Here is a 13,606-nt window from a genome sequence, read left to right as displayed (position 1 = left end):
GGAGCATCCGGATGAAGCGCCACCTCATCTCGGCCGCCGACCTCTCGCGCGATGACGCCGTCCTGATCCTCGACACCGCCGAGGAGCTGGCCCGGCTCGCCGACCGGCCGATCAAGAAGCTGCCGACCCTGCGCGGCCGTACCGTCGTCAACCTCTTCTTCGAGGACTCCACCCGCACCCGCATCTCCTTCGAGGCGGCCGCCAAGCGGCTGTCCGCCGACGTCATCAACTTCTCCGCCAAGGGCTCCTCGGTCTCCAAGGGCGAGTCCCTGAAGGACACCGCGCTCACCCTGGAGGCGATGGGCGCCGACGCGGTGGTCATCCGCCATCACGCCTCCGGCGCCCCACACCGGCTCGCCACCTCCGGCTGGATCGGCGGCTCCGTCGTCAACGCCGGGGACGGCACCCATGAGCACCCCACCCAGGCGCTGCTCGACGCCTTCACCATGCGCCGCCATCTGACCTCCGGCACCGGCCAGGACCTCAGCGGCCGCCGGATCACCATCGTCGGCGACATCCTGCACAGCCGAGTGGCCCGCTCCAACGTCCATCTGCTGTCCACCCTGGGCGCCGAAGTCACCCTGGTCGCCCCGCCGACCCTGGTGCCCTTCGGCGTCGAGAACTGGCCTTGCGAGGTCGCCTACGACCTGGACGCGGTGGTCGGCAAGTCCGACGCCGTGATGATGCTGCGCGTCCAGCGCGAGCGGATGAACGCCGCCTTCTTCCCGACCGAGCGTGAGTACGCGCGCCGCTACGGCCTGGACGGCGACCGGATGGCCCGGATGCCGGAGCACGCCATCGTCATGCACCCCGGCCCGATGAACCGCGGCATGGAGATCACCGCCGAGGTCGCCGACTCCGACCGCTGCACCGCCGTGGAGCAGGTCACCAACGGCGTCTCCATCCGCATGGCCGTCCTGTATCTGCTGCTCGGCGGGAACGAGTCCGCCGTCGCCGCCGCCCGCACCGAGGAGAGCAAGTAACCATGAGCGACACGAACACGACGCTGCTGCGCGGCGCGAAGGTGCTCGGCGGCGAGCCGCAGGACGTGCTGATCGAGGGCGAGCGCATCGCCGCCGTCGGCACCGGCCTGGACGCCCCCGCCGGCGCCACCGTGATCGAGGCCGCCGGACAGATCCTGCTGCCCGGCCTGGTCGACCTGCACACCCATCTGCGCGAGCCCGGCCGCGAGGACTCCGAGACCGTCCTCACCGGCACCAAGGCCGCCGCCGTCGGCGGGTTCACCGCCGTCCACGCCATGGCCAACACCTTCCCGGTCGCCGACACCGCGGGCGTCGTCGAGCAGGTCTGGCGGCTCGGCAGGGAGTCCGGCTACTGCGACGTCCAGCCGGTGGGCGCCGTCACCGTCGGCCTGGAGGGCAAGAAGCTCGCCGAGCTGGGCGCGATGCACGAATCCGCCGCCGGGGTGCGGGTCTTCTCCGACGACGGCAAGTGCGTCGACGACGCCGTGATCATGCGCCGTGCCCTGGAGTATGTGAAGGCGTTCGACGGTGTGATCGCCCAGCACGCCCAGGAGCCCCGGCTCACCGAGGGCGCCCAGATGAACGAGGGCGTCGTCTCCGCCGAGCTCGGCCTCGGCGGCTGGCCCGCCGTCGCGGAGGAGTCGATCATCGCCCGCGATGTGCTGCTCGCCGCGCACGTCGGCTCCCGGGTGCACATCTGCCATCTGTCCACCGCGGGTTCCGTCGAGATCGTCCGCTGGGCCAAGTCCAAGGGCTGGAACGTCACCGCCGAGGTCACCCCGCACCACCTGCTCCTCACCGACGAGCTGGTCCGGTCCTACAACCCCGTCTACAAGGTGAACCCGCCGCTGCGCACCGAGGCCGACGTCATGGCGCTGCGCGAGGCGCTGGCCGACGGCACCATCGACTGCGTCGCCACCGACCACGCCCCGCATCCGCACGAGGACAAGGACTGCGAGTGGGGCGCGGCGGCCATGGGCATGGTGGGCCTGGAGACCGCGCTGTCGGTGGTGCAGCACACGATGGTGGACACCGGGCTGCTGGACTGGGCGGGCGTCGCCGACCGGATGTCCCACCGCCCCTCGGTGATCGGCCGCCTCACTGGCCAGGGCCGTCCCATCGCCGCCGGGGAGCCCGCCAACCTCACCCTGCTCGACTCCGCTTACCGTGGTGTGGTGAACCCCGCGGGCTTCGCCTCCCGCAGCCGCAACACCCCCTACGAGGGCCGCGAACTGCCGGGCCGCGTGACGCACACCTTCCTGCGGGGCCGGGCGACGGTCGTGGACGGGAAGCTGGCGTGACACCTCTGAGTAATCCGGCGGCGGGCCTCGCGGTCCTGGCCGCCGAGCAGAAGTCGCAGGATGTGACGGACTGGGCCGCGCGGATCGGCTGGGTCGTCGGACTGCTGCTGGTCATCGGGCTCGTCTACTGGCTGATGCGCGAGGGCTGGAAGTGGCGCGGCACCCTCCAGGGCGATCTGCCCGAGCTGCCCCAGGCCCCCGCCGAGCCCGGCGAGCCCACATACACGATGACCGGCCGCTACCACGGCTCCACCACCGCGGGGCAGTGGCTGGACCGGATCGTGGCCCGTGGCCTCGGCACCCGCAGCCGCGTCGAACTGACCCTCACCGACCAGGGCGTGAACGTCGTACGGCCCGGGGCCCAGGACTTCTTCATCCCGGCCGGCAGCCTGCTCGGCGCCCGGCTCGACAAGGGCATCGCGGGCAAGGTCCTCGCCGAGGGCGGGCTGCTGATCATCACCTGGCGGCTCGGCGAGCGGGAGATCGACTCCGGTTTCCGCTCCGACCACGCCGCCGAACACGCGGCCTGGGTCGACGCCCTGGCCGTCAAGAACACCGAGCACAACCAGGAAGGCGCACGATGACGACCTCCACCCGGGGGGCCAAGACCCCCGCCGTACTCGTCCTGGAGGACGGCCGCACGTTCCGTGGCCGTGCCTACGGGGCCGTGGGGGAGACCTTCGGCGAGGCGGTGTTCTCCACCGGGATGACCGGCTACCAGGAGACCCTGACCGACCCGTCCTACCACCGCCAGGTCGTCGTCATGACCGCGCCGCACATCGGGAACACCGGCGTCAACGACGAGGACCCCGAGTCGAAGCGCATCTGGGTCTCCGGCTATGTGGTGCGCGACCCCGCCCGTACGCCCTCCAACTGGCGCTCCCGCCGCTCCCTCGACGAGGAGCTGACCGCCCAGGGCGTCGTCGGCATCAGCGGTATCGACACCCGCGCCCTCACCCGCCACCTGCGCGAGCGCGGTGCGATGCGGGTGGGCATCTTCTCCGGTGAGGCGATCGCCGACGAGGCCGCGCTGCTGGCCAAGGTGCAGGCCACCCCGCAGATGAAGGGCGCGGACCTCAGCGGCGAGGTCGCCACCGACGCGACCTATGTCGTCCCGGCGATCGGCACCAAGCGGTTCACCGTGGCCGCGATCGACCTCGGCATCAAGGGCATGACCCCGCACCGGATGGCCGAGCGCGGTATCGAGGTGCACGTCCTGCCCGCCACCGCCACCCTGGAGGACATCTACGCCGTCGGTCCGGACGGGGTGTTCTTCTCCAACGGACCGGGCGACCCGGCCACCGCCGATCACCCGGTCTCGCTGATGCGCGGCGTGCTGGAGCGCTCCACCCCGCTGTTCGGCATCTGCTTCGGCAACCAGATCCTCGGCCGGGCCCTGGGCTTCGGCACCTACAAGCTGAAGTACGGCCACCGCGGGATCAACCAGCCGGTGCAGGACCGTTCCACCGGCAAGGTCGAGGTCACCGCGCACAACCACGGCTTCGCCGTCGACGCCCCGCTCGACGCGCCCTCCGACACCCCCTACGGGCGGGCCGAGGTCTCCCATGTCTGCCTGAACGACAACGTGGTCGAGGGGCTGCGACTCCTCGACCGCCCCGCCTTCAGCGTCCAGTACCACCCCGAAGCCGCCGCAGGTCCGCACGACGCCGCGTACCTGTTCGACCGCTTCGTCACCCTGATGGAGGGCCAGCGTGCCTAAGCGCACCGACATCCAGTCCGTTCTGGTCATCGGCTCCGGCCCGATCGTCATCGGCCAGGCCGCCGAGTTCGACTACTCCGGCACCCAGGCCTGCCGTGTCCTCAAGGCCGAGGGGCTGCGGGTCATCCTGGTCAACTCCAACCCGGCCACGATCATGACCGACCCGGAGATCGCCGACGCCACCTACGTCGAGCCGATCACCCCCGAATACGTCGAGAAGATCATCGCCAAGGAGCGCCCCGACGCGCTGCTGCCCACCCTGGGCGGGCAGACCGCCCTCAACACGGCGATCTCCCTCCATGAGGCGGGCACCCTCACCGAGTACGGCGTCGAGCTGATCGGCGCCAATGTCGAGGCCATCCACAAGGGCGAGGACCGCGACCGGTTCAAGGAGGTCGTCGAGGCGGTCAACGCCAAGATCGGCCACGGTGAGTCCGCCCGCTCGGTCATCTGCCACTCCATGGACGACGTCCTCGCCGGAGTCGAGGAGCTCGGCGGCTACCCGGTCGTCGTCCGCCCCTCCTTCACCATGGGCGGCGCCGGTTCCGGCTTCGCCCACGACGAGGACGAGCTGCGCCGGATCGCGGGCCAGGGCCTGACCCTCTCGCCGACCACCGAGGTGCTCCTGGAGGAGTCCATCCTCGGCTGGAAGGAGTACGAGCTGGAGCTGATGCGCGACAAGCACGACAACGTCGTGGTCGTCTGCTCCATCGAGAACTTCGACCCCATGGGCGTGCACACCGGTGACTCCATCACCGTCGCCCCGGCGATGACGCTCACCGACCGCGAGTACCAGATCCTGCGCGACATCGGCATCGCCGTGATCCGCGAGGTCGGGGTGGACACCGGCGGCTGCAACATCCAGTTCGCGGTCAACCCCGAGGACGGCCGGGTCATCGTCATCGAGATGAACCCGCGCGTCTCCCGCTCCTCGGCGCTGGCCTCCAAGGCGACCGGCTTCCCCATCGCCAAGATCGCCGCCCGGCTGGCCGTGGGCTACACCCTCGACGAGATCCCCAACGACATCACCGAGCAGACCCCGGCGTCCTTCGAGCCCACGCTCGACTACGTCGTGGTCAAGGTGCCGCGGTTCGCCTTCGAGAAGTTCCCGGCCGCCGACGCCCGGCTGACCACCACCATGAAGTCGGTCGGCGAGGCCATGGCCATCGGCCGCAACTTCACCGAGGCCCTCCAGAAGGCGCTGCGCTCGCTGGAGAAGAAGGGCAGCCAGTTCGACTTCACCGGTGAGCCCGGGAAGAAGGCCGAGCTCCTCCAGCGGGCCGTGATCCCCACCGACGGCCGGATCAACACCGTCATGGCGGCCATCCGCGCCGGGGCCACTCCGGAGGAGGTCTTCGACGCCACGAAGATCGACCCGTGGTTCGTGGACCAGCTGTTCCTGATCAAGGAAATCGCGGACGAGCTGGCCGCCGCCGACTTGCTGGGCCCGGAGCTGCTCGCCGAGGCCAAGCGGCACGGCTTCTCCGACGCCCAGATCGCCGGGATCCGCTCGCTGCGCGAGGACGTGGTCCGCGAGGTGCGGCACGCCCTCGGCGTCCGGCCCGTCTACAAGACGGTCGACACCTGCGCCGCCGAATTCGCCGCGCGGACCCCGTACTTCTACTCCTCCTACGACGAGGAGTCCGAGGTCGCCCCGCGCGAGACCCCCGCGGTGATCATCCTCGGCTCGGGCCCCAACCGCATCGGCCAGGGCATCGAGTTCGACTACTCCTGCGTCCACGCCTCCTTCGCGCTGCACGACGCCGGCTACGAGACCGTCATGGTCAACTGCAACCCGGAGACCGTCTCCACCGACTACGACACCTCCGACCGGCTCTACTTCGAGCCGCTCACCCTGGAGGACGTGCTGGAGATCGTCCACGCCGAACAGCAGGCGGGCCCGGTCGCCGGAGTGATCGTCCAGCTCGGCGGCCAGACCCCGCTGGGCCTGGCCCAGGCGCTCAAGGACAACGGTGTGCCGATCGTCGGCACCTCGCCCGAGGCGATCAACCTCGCCGAGGAGCGCGGCGCCTTCGGCCGGGTGCTCACCGAGGCCGGGCTGCCCGCGCCCAAGTACGGCACCGCCTTCTCCTTCGAGCAGGCCAAGGGCATCGCCGCCGAGATCGGCTACCCGGTCATGGTCCGCCCGTCCTACGTACTGGGCGGCCGTGGCATGGAGATCGTCTACGACGAGCCCTCGCTCGCCGCGTACCTGGAGCGGCACGCGGGTCTGATCTCCGAGCACCCGGTGCTCATCGACCGGTTCCTCGACGACGCCATAGAGATCGACGTGGACGCGCTCTACGACGGCCACGAGCTCTATCTCGGCGGCGTCATGGAGCACATCGAGGAAGCCGGTATCCACTCCGGCGACTCGGCGTGCGCCCTGCCCCCGATCACCCTCGGTGGCTTCGACATCAAGCGGCTGCGGGCCTCCACCGAGGCCATCGCGCGCGGCGTCGGGGTGCGCGGCCTGATCAACATCCAGTTCGCGATGGCCGGGGATATTCTCTACGTCTTGGAGGCGAACCCGCGCGCCTCCCGTACGGTGCCCTTCACCTCCAAGGCCACCGCGGTACCGCTGGCCAAGGCCGCCGCCCGGATCTCGCTGGGCGCGACCATCGCCGAACTGCGCGCCGAGGGGCTGCTCCCGGCGGCCGGGGACGGCGGCACCCTGCCCCTGGACGCCCCGATCTCCGTCAAGGAGGCTGTGATGCCCTGGAGCCGGTTCCGCGACTCCTCCGGGCGCGGTGTGGACACCATCCTCGGCCCGGAGATGCGCTCCACCGGCGAGGTCATGGGCATCGACTCGGTCTTCGGCTCGGCGTACGCCAAGTCGCAGGCCGGGGCGTACGGCGCGCTGCCGACCAAGGGGCGCGCGTTCGTCTCGGTGGCCAACCGCGACAAGCGCTCGATGATCTTCCCGGCCCGTGAACTGGTGGGCCTCGGCTTCGAGCTCATGGCCACCTCGGGCACCGCGGAGGTCCTCAAGCGCAACGGCATCAACGCCACCGTGGTGCGCAAGCAGAGCGAGGGTGAGGGTCCGGACGGCGAGAAGACCATCGTCCAGCTGATCCACGACGGCCAGGTCGACCTGATCATCAACACCCCGTACGGCACCGGCGGCCGCCTCGACGGCTACGACATCCGTACGGCCGCCGTCGCCCGCGGCGTCCCCTGCCTGACCACGGTCCAGGCGCTGGCCGCCGCCGTACAGGGCATCGAGGCGCTGGGCCGGGGCACGGTCGGCGTCCGGTCGCTCCAGGAACACGCGGAACATCTGACCGCCGCCCGCGAGGAGTGAGGCGAGGGAGGGGGACACCGGCCGGTGTCCCCCTCTTCATGATCCCTCCCGCCGTTCCCCTCCCAGAAAGAGACCATGTACCAGCTCCTGTTCCGTCTGGTCTTCCGGCGCATGGACCCGGAGAAGGCCCACCACCTGGCCTTCGGCTGGATCCGGCTCGCCGCCCGCATCCCCGTGCTGCGTACCTTCGCCGCCGCCGTCCTCGCCCCCCGCCACAAGGGCTTGCGCACCGAGGCGCTGGGGCTGCGGATGCACGGCCCGTTCGGGCTCGCCGCCGGGTTCGACAAGAACGCCGCCGCCATCGACGGCATGGCCATGCTCGGCTTCGACCATGTCGAGATCGGCACCGTCACCGCCCAGCCGCAGCCCGGCAACCCCAAGCAGCGGCTCTTCCGGCTGATCGCCGACCGCGCCCTGATCAACCGCATGGGCTTCAACAACGATGGCTCGGCCGCGGTCGCCGCCCGGCTCGCCGCCCGCCGCGCGGTCTTCCGTACGACGGTGGGCGTCAACATCGGCAAGACCAAGGTCGTCCCGGAGGCGGAAGCCGTCGGCGACTATGTGACGTCCACCGAGCGGCTGGCCGCCCACGCCGACTACCTCGTCGTCAACGTCTCCTCGCCCAACACCCCCGGACTGAGGAACCTCCAGGCCGTGGACCATCTGCGGCCGCTGCTGACCGCCGTCCGCGAGGCCGCCGACCGCACCGTCACCGGCCGCCGGGTGCCGCTGCTGGTCAAGATCGCGCCGGATCTCGCCGACGAGGACGTGGACGCGGTCGCCGACCTCGCCGTCGATCTGGGCCTGGACGGCATCATCGCCACCAACACCACCATCGCCCGCGAGGGTTTGAACCTGCGCTCGGGCGCGGAGCTCACCGGCGAGACCGGCGGACTGTCCGGCGCGCCGCTGAAGGCCCGCTCCCTAGAGGTGCTGCGGCGGCTGTACGCGCGCGTGGGGGACCGGATCACCCTCGTCGGCGTCGGCGGGATCGAGACCGCGGACGACGTCTGGGAGCGCATCCTCGCCGGGGCCACGCTGGTCCAGGGCTACAGCGCGTTCATCTACCGGGGCCCGTTCTGGTGCCGGGAGATCCACCGCGGCCTCGCCGACCGGCTGGCCGCCTCGCCCTACGCCACCCTCGCCGACGCCGTCGGCGCCGACGCCCGTCAGGAGACCGCATGACCACCGCCCCGTTCGGCGCCCGGCTGCGCGCCGCCATGGACACCCGCGGCCCGCTGTGCGTCGGCATCGACCCGCACGCCTCCCTGCTCACCGAATGGGGGCTCGGGGACGATGTGGCGGGCCTGGAGCGGTTCACCCGCACCGTCGTGGACGCCCTCGCCGAGCGGGTCGCCGTCCTCAAGCCGCAGTCGGCCTTCTTCGAGCGCTTCGGCTCGCGCGGTATCGCCGTCCTGGAGCGGGCCGTGGCCGACGCCCGCGCGGCCGGAGCGCTGGTCCTCATGGACGCCAAGCGCGGGGACATCGGCTCCACCATGGGGGCGTACGCCGCGGCCTATCTGGACCCCGGCAGCCCGCTGTTCTCCGACGCGGTCACCGTCAGCCCCTACCTCGGCTTCGGCTCGCTGCGCCCGGCGCTGGACGCGGCGCGGGCGAACGGGGCGGGGGTGTTCGTACTGGCGCTGACCTCCAACCCGGAGGGCGCCGAGGTGCAGCACGCGGTGCGCGCGGACGGCACCTCCGTCGCCGCCTCGGTGCTGGCGTCCCTGAAGGCCGAGAACGCCGCGGAGGCGGCCGAGGGGCGGCTCGGCTCCTTCGGCGCGGTCGTCGGCGCGACCCTCGGCACCGCGGCGTCCCGGGCGGGCGCCGAGCTGACGGTCGACGGTCCGCTGCTCGCCCCCGGCATCGGCGCCCAGGGGGCGACCCCGGCCGACCTCCCCGGGGTCTTCGGCGCGGCGGTCCGGAACGTCGTCCCGAGTGTGAGCCGAGGGGTGCTCCGGTACGGTCCGGACGCGGCTTCGCTGGTCGAGGCGGCGGCACGAATGGCCGACGAGGTACGCGCTGTGGCTGAATAACCAGGTTATTTTGTCCAGAAATGTACCGGTCGAGCGAGTCTGACCAGGACTTTTCGTCTGTTCTCGCTGACTGGAGCGGGATGGGCCGCTAGTCTCCGACGAGAGCGAACGTGCGCTTGCGTTGCGCGTTGCTCCCCAGGTGAGGGCCGACTAGGTTCCTCACCGGTCCATATCCGACAGTTCGATATCCGAGGTGACGAAGGCGTGGCTCTTCCGCCCCTTACCCCTGAACAGCGCGCAGCCGCGCTCGAAAAGGCCGCCGCGGCTCGCCGGGAGCGCGCCGAGGTCAAGAATCGGCTCAAGCATTCCGGCGCCTCCCTGCACGAGGTCATCAAGCAGGGCCAGGAGAACGATGTCATCGGCAAGATGAAGGTCTCGGCTCTCCTCGAGTCCCTGCCCGGCGTCGGCAAGGTCCGCGCCAAGCAGATCATGGAGCGCCTCGGCATCTCCGAGAGCCGCCGCGTGCGGGGTCTCGGCTCCAACCAGATCGCATCTCTCGAGCGTGAGTTCGGCGGCGCCGCCGGCTGACGTTTCCAGGCACCTCCGGGAACCTGGATAATCGCTGCATGGCAGCACACTCCGCACGTCCGCGACTGACCGTGCTCTCCGGCCCCTCCGGGGTCGGCAAGAGCACGGTCGTCGCCCATCTGCGTACAGAACACCCCGCGGTCTGGCTCTCGGTCTCCGCCACGACCCGCAAGCCCCGCCCCGGCGAGCAGCACGGCGTCCAGTACTTCTTCGTGGACGACGGGGAGTTCGACAAGCTCATCGCCAACGGTGAGCTGCTGGAGTGGGCCGAGTTCGCGGGCAACCGCTACGGCACCCCGCGGCAGGCCGTCCTCGACCGCCTCGAAGCGGGCGAGCCGGTGCTCCTGGAGATCGACCTCCAGGGCGCCCGCCAGGTCCGCGAGTCCATGCCCGAGGCGCAGCTCGTCTTCCTCGCCCCGCCCAGCTGGGAGGAGCTGGTGCGCCGGCTCACCGGCCGGGGCACCGAGGCGCCGGAGGTCATCGAACGGCGGCTGGAGGCCGCCAGAACCGAGCTGGCCGCGGAGTCCGAGTTCGACCGGACCCTGGTCAATACCTCCGTCGAGGACGTGTCGCGCGAGCTGCTAGCCTTGATGAAGGTTCTATAGATCTTTTTCCCCCTTTCGGAAGGTAGAGCGTGTCCTCTTCCATCACCGCGCCCGAGGGCATCATCAACCCGCCGATCGACGAGCTGCTCGAGGCCACTGACTCGAAGTACAGCCTCGTGATCTACGCGGCCAAGCGTGCGCGTCAGATCAACGCGTACTACTCCCAGCTCGGCGAGGGCCTGCTCGAGTACGTCGGCCCCCTGGTGGACACCCACGTCCACGAGAAGCCGCTCTCGATCGCGCTCCGCGAGATCAACGCGGGTCTGCTGACCTCCGAGGCCATCGAAGGCCCGGCGCAGTAGTCTCAGATCGCTCATCACCGGCCCGGCACGGGGCACCTTCCAGCGGAGGCTGAAGGTCCTTCAGCGCCGGGCTCGTGGTGTGTCATGGGTGGGTACGAGGGCGTACACGGCGGGGAGAGGCAAGCGATGACCACGGCGGACAGGCCCAGGGTCGTGCTGGGCGTCAGCGGCGGGATCGCCGCGTACAAGGCGTGTGAGCTGCTGCGGCGCCTCACCGAGTCGGGGCATGACGTCCGTGTGGTGCCCACCGCCTCGGCGCTGCACTTCGTCGGCGAGGCCACCTGGTCGGCGCTGTCCGGACAGCCCGCGGGGACCGAGGTGTGGGAGTCGGTCCACGAGGTCCCGCACGTCCGCATCGGCCAGTCCGCTGACCTTGTCGTGGTCGCCCCCGCCACCGCCGACCTCCTCGCCAAAGCCGCCCACGGCCTCGCCGACGACCTGCTGACCAATACGCTGCTCACCGCGCGGTGTCCGGTCGTCTTCGCCCCCGCCATGCACACCGAGATGTGGGAGCACCCCGCCACCCGGGAGAACGTGGCCACCCTGCGCCGCCGGGGCGCGCTGGTCATCGAGCCCGCCGTCGGCCGGCTGACCGGGGTGGACACCGGCAAGGGCCGGCTGCCCGACCCCGAGCAGATCTTCGAGGTCTGCCGCCGGGTGCTGGCCCGCGGTGAGCGCGCCGGTGAGCAGGACCTCGCCGGACGCCATGTGGTGATCAGCGCGGGCGGCACCCGTGAGCCGCTGGACCCGGTGCGCTTCCTCGGCAACCGCTCCACCGGCCGCCAGGGCTACGCCCTCGCCCGCGCCGCCGTCGCCCGGGGCGCCCGGGTGACCCTGGTCTCGGCCAACAGCGAGCTGGCCGACCCGGCCGGTGCCGATGTGGTGCGCGCGGGCACCGCCGCCCAACTGCGGGAGGCGGTCCTGAAGGCCGCCGCGGACGCCGACGCCGTGGTGATGGCCGCCGCCGTCGCCGACTTCCGGCCCGCCCACTACGCCCAGGGCAAGATCAAGAAGCAGGAGGGGGCCGAGCCCGAGCCGCTCGCCCTAGTGCGAAATCCAGACATTCTCGCGGAGATCTCCGCGGATCGCGCCCGCCCCGGCCAGATCGTCGTGGGCTTCGCCGCCGAAACCGACGATGTGCTGGCCAACGGCCGCGCCAAGCTGGCCCGCAAGGGCTGCGATCTGCTCGTGGTGAACGAGGTGGGGGAGCACAAGACGTTTGGCTCCGAGGCCAATGAGGCCGTTGTGCTCGCGGCCGACGGCACCGAGACCCCCATTCCGTACGGCCCCAAGGACGCCCTGGCCGACACCGTCTGGGATCTTGTGGCGGCCCGGCTGCGCTGACCGGCCCGGCCCGTGGCCGGAGCGCCTCCGATCGGGCCATGACACCTTCCTGCATGGTGGCCCCTGCTGTTTTTCCGCTCCCGGCGAGGTATGTTCCAGGTCACGGCCTGCCCGTTCTGTGGGACGGGGATGCTCGACCGGCCCACCCGCCGGATAAACTGGCCGAGGAACCGCACCGGGCGCAGCCCCCGAGCGGTCCCGCCAATGATCAGCCAGCAGCCGCTGCAACCCCAGGGAGCGATGTGTCCCGCCGCCTGTTCACCTCGGAATCTGTGACCGAGGGCCACCCTGACAAGATCGCTGACCAGATCAGCGACACCATTCTCGATGCCCTCCTCAAGGAGGACCCGACCTCCCGGGTCGCGGTCGAGACCCTGATCACCACCGGCCTGGTGCATGTGGCCGGCGAGGTGACCACCAAGGCGTACGCCCCGATCGCGACGCTCGTCCGTAACAAGATCCTCGAGATCGGCTACGACTCGTCGAAGAAGGGCTTCGACGGCGCCTCCTGCGGTGTCTCGGTGTCGATCGGCTCACAGTCCCCGGACATCGCCCAGGGCGTCGACTCCGCCTATGAGCTCCGGGTCGAGGGCGACGAGGACGAGCTGGACAAGCAGGGCGCCGGTGACCAGGGCCTGATGTTCGGCTACGCATGCGACGAGACCCCCGAGCTGATGCCGCTGCCGATCAACCTGGCGCACCGGCTCTCCCGCCGGCTGTCCGACGTCCGCAAGAACGGGACCATCCCCTACCTGCGCCCGGACGGCAAGACCCAGGTCACCATCGAGTACGACGGCAACAAGGCGGTCCGGCTGGACACCGTCGTCGTCTCCTCGCAGCACGCCTCCGACATCGACCTGGACTCGCTGCTCGCCCCCGACATCCGGGAATTCGTCGTCGAGCATGTGCTGAACGAGCTGGTCGAGGACGGCATCAAGCTCGACACCGAGGGCTACCGCCTGCTGGTCAACCCCACCGGCCGCTTCGAGATCGGCGGCCCGATGGGTGACGCCGGTCTCACCGGCCGCAAGATCATCATCGACACCTACGGCGGGATGTCCCGCCACGGTGGCGGCGCCTTCTCCGGCAAGGACCCGTCCAAGGTCGACCGCTCCGCCGCCTACGCGATGCGCTGGGTCGCCAAGAACGTCGTCGCCGCCGGGCTCGCCCAGCGCTGCGAGGTCCAGGTCGCGTACGCCATCGGCAAGGCCGAGCCGGTCGGTCTCTTCGTCGAGACCTTCGGCACCGCCACCATCGACCACGAGAAGATCGAGAAGGCCATCTCCGAGGTCTTCGACCTGCGCCCGGCCGCGATCATCCGCGATCTCGACCTGCTGCGCCCGATCTACGCCCAGACCGCGGCCTACGGTCACTTCGGCCGTGAGCTGTCGGACTTCACCTGGGAGCGCACCGACCGCGTGGACGCGCTCCGCGCCGCCGCGGGTCTGTAAGCCCCCTCGGCCCATCGGAAGGCCCGGCACCC

At 70.7% G+C, this 13,606-nt stretch carries 12 protein-coding genes; all 12 read left to right on the top strand.

Annotated elements, in window-relative coordinates; translation table 11 throughout:
• Positions 1–11 precede the first annotated feature (11 nt).
• The 12 genes from AC4BEG_RS05090 (at position 12) to metK (ending at position 13,574) form a co-directional block, all read left to right on the top strand.
• A complete protein-coding gene (locus tag AC4BEG_RS05090; RefSeq protein WP_490704716.1) occupies positions 12–983 on the top strand; it encodes an aspartate carbamoyltransferase catalytic subunit in 972 nt (323 codons plus the stop codon).
• Positions 984–985: 2 nt separating this feature from the next.
• Complete coding sequence (locus AC4BEG_RS05085; protein WP_490704715.1) at positions 986–2,284, top strand: dihydroorotase; 1,299 nt, start codon at positions 986–988, stop codon at positions 2,282–2,284.
• Positions 2,281–2,868, top strand: a complete 588-nt coding sequence (locus tag AC4BEG_RS05080; protein ID WP_490704714.1) for a PH-like domain-containing protein — start codon at positions 2,281–2,283, stop codon at positions 2,866–2,868. Before AC4BEG_RS05085 ends, AC4BEG_RS05080 begins: the two co-directional genes overlap by 4 nt.
• Entirely contained in the window at positions 2,865–4,004 is a 1,140-nt protein-coding gene (gene carA, locus AC4BEG_RS05075; RefSeq protein WP_490704713.1) for a glutamine-hydrolyzing carbamoyl-phosphate synthase small subunit, read from the top strand. Before AC4BEG_RS05080 ends, carA begins: the two co-directional genes overlap by 4 nt.
• Complete coding sequence (carB, locus tag AC4BEG_RS05070) at positions 3,997–7,308, top strand: carbamoyl-phosphate synthase large subunit (protein ID WP_490704712.1); 3,312 nt, start codon at positions 3,997–3,999, stop codon at positions 7,306–7,308. The genes carA and carB overlap by 8 nt, the downstream gene beginning before the upstream one ends.
• A gap of 75 nt (positions 7,309–7,383) precedes the next feature.
• The gene (locus AC4BEG_RS05065) at positions 7,384–8,493 is read left to right on the top strand and encodes a quinone-dependent dihydroorotate dehydrogenase (protein ID WP_490704711.1); all 1,110 of its coding nucleotides are present in this window, start codon (positions 7,384–7,386) and stop codon (positions 8,491–8,493) included.
• On the top strand, positions 8,490–9,344 hold the full coding sequence (gene pyrF, locus AC4BEG_RS05060) for an orotidine-5'-phosphate decarboxylase (protein ID WP_490704710.1): 855 nt from the start codon (positions 8,490–8,492) through the stop codon (positions 9,342–9,344). Before AC4BEG_RS05065 ends, pyrF begins: the two co-directional genes overlap by 4 nt.
• 204 nt (positions 9,345–9,548) lie before the next feature.
• Positions 9,549–9,872 carry an integration host factor gene (locus AC4BEG_RS05055; RefSeq protein WP_009713618.1) on the top strand — a complete coding sequence of 108 codons (324 nt, stop codon included), beginning with the start codon at positions 9,549–9,551 and terminating at the stop codon, positions 9,870–9,872.
• 38 nt (positions 9,873–9,910) lie between these two features.
• Positions 9,911–10,477 (top strand): guanylate kinase, encoded by a 567-nt coding sequence (gene gmk / locus AC4BEG_RS05050; RefSeq protein WP_490704709.1) that lies wholly within the window; start codon positions 9,911–9,913, stop codon positions 10,475–10,477.
• Between the two features lie 29 nt (positions 10,478–10,506).
• Positions 10,507–10,779, top strand: a complete 273-nt coding sequence (rpoZ, locus tag AC4BEG_RS05045; RefSeq protein ID WP_005319902.1) for a DNA-directed RNA polymerase subunit omega — start codon at positions 10,507–10,509, stop codon at positions 10,777–10,779.
• Between the two features lie 126 nt (positions 10,780–10,905).
• Positions 10,906–12,123 carry a bifunctional phosphopantothenoylcysteine decarboxylase/phosphopantothenate--cysteine ligase CoaBC gene (gene coaBC, locus AC4BEG_RS05040; protein ID WP_490704708.1) on the top strand — a complete coding sequence of 406 codons (1,218 nt, stop codon included), beginning with the start codon at positions 10,906–10,908 and terminating at the stop codon, positions 12,121–12,123.
• A gap of 242 nt (positions 12,124–12,365) precedes the next feature.
• Entirely contained in the window at positions 12,366–13,574 is a 1,209-nt protein-coding gene (metK, locus tag AC4BEG_RS05035) for a methionine adenosyltransferase (RefSeq protein WP_201873118.1), read from the top strand.
• The last annotated feature ends 32 nt before the right edge of the window (positions 13,575–13,606 follow it).

Source organism: Streptomyces sp. JLBJ103 (assembly GCF_058215575.1).
The sequence above is the reverse complement of the archived record's forward strand: the minus strand, read 5'-3'. Positions and strand labels throughout refer to the sequence as shown.

Bases quoted from the DNA above. Each gene is read 5' to 3' on its own strand.
- AC4BEG_RS05090 (WP_490704716.1), top strand. From the start codon at position 12: ATGAAGCGCCACCTCATCTCGGCCGCCGACCTCTCGCGCGATGACGCC.
- AC4BEG_RS05085 (WP_490704715.1), top strand. From the start codon at position 986: ATGAGCGACACGAACACGACGCTGCTGCGCGGCGCGAAGGTGCTCGGC.
- carA (WP_490704713.1), top strand. From the start codon at position 2,865: ATGACGACCTCCACCCGGGGGGCCAAGACCCCCGCCGTACTCGTCCTG.
- AC4BEG_RS05065 (WP_490704711.1), top strand. From the start codon at position 7,384: ATGTACCAGCTCCTGTTCCGTCTGGTCTTCCGGCGCATGGACCCGGAG.
- pyrF (WP_490704710.1), top strand. From the start codon at position 8,490: ATGACCACCGCCCCGTTCGGCGCCCGGCTGCGCGCCGCCATGGACACC.
- gmk (WP_490704709.1), top strand. From the start codon at position 9,911: ATGGCAGCACACTCCGCACGTCCGCGACTGACCGTGCTCTCCGGCCCC.
- coaBC (WP_490704708.1), top strand. From the start codon at position 10,906: ATGACCACGGCGGACAGGCCCAGGGTCGTGCTGGGCGTCAGCGGCGGG.